At 30.6% G+C, this 422-nt stretch carries 1 pseudogene; it reads left to right on the top strand.

The features are described 5' to 3' along the window. A pseudogene (locus IU405_RS02335) lies at positions 1-422 on the top strand (tagaturonate reductase); the annotation flags it as partial.

The raw sequence follows: 422 nt of genomic DNA, 5'->3' as shown, positions 1-422 counted from the left end.
GTGATACAATTTCTATGCAACCTCCAAGTTCTTTTCCCGCAAAATTGACTGTTTTATTATATGAAAGATTCAAATATTTTAAGGGTGCTTCTGATAAAGCGTTGACAATTATTCCATGTGAATTGATCAATCATAATGCTGAGCAATTAAAAGAAATTATTTTAAAATATGCTTCCAATTGGAATTTGGAAACTGATTTTATCAATTGGGTAAATATAGATTGCTCTTTTCATAGCACTTTAGTAGATAGGATAGTGCCTGGTTATCCAAAAGATGAGATTGAAACATACAATGCTCAGTTAGATTATCATGACAATTTGATAGTTGCTGCTGAAGTTTTTTTTCTTTGGGTGATTGAAGGTGATGAAAAATTAAAGCAAAAGCTACCTTTCCATAAAACCAATTTGGATGTTAAAATTGTG

The organism is Polaribacter sp. BAL334, assembly GCF_015767435.1.
GTDB lineage: Bacteria > Bacteroidota > Bacteroidia > Flavobacteriales > Flavobacteriaceae > Polaribacter.
The sequence above is the reverse complement of the archived record's forward strand: the minus strand, read 5'-3'. Positions and strand labels throughout refer to the sequence as shown.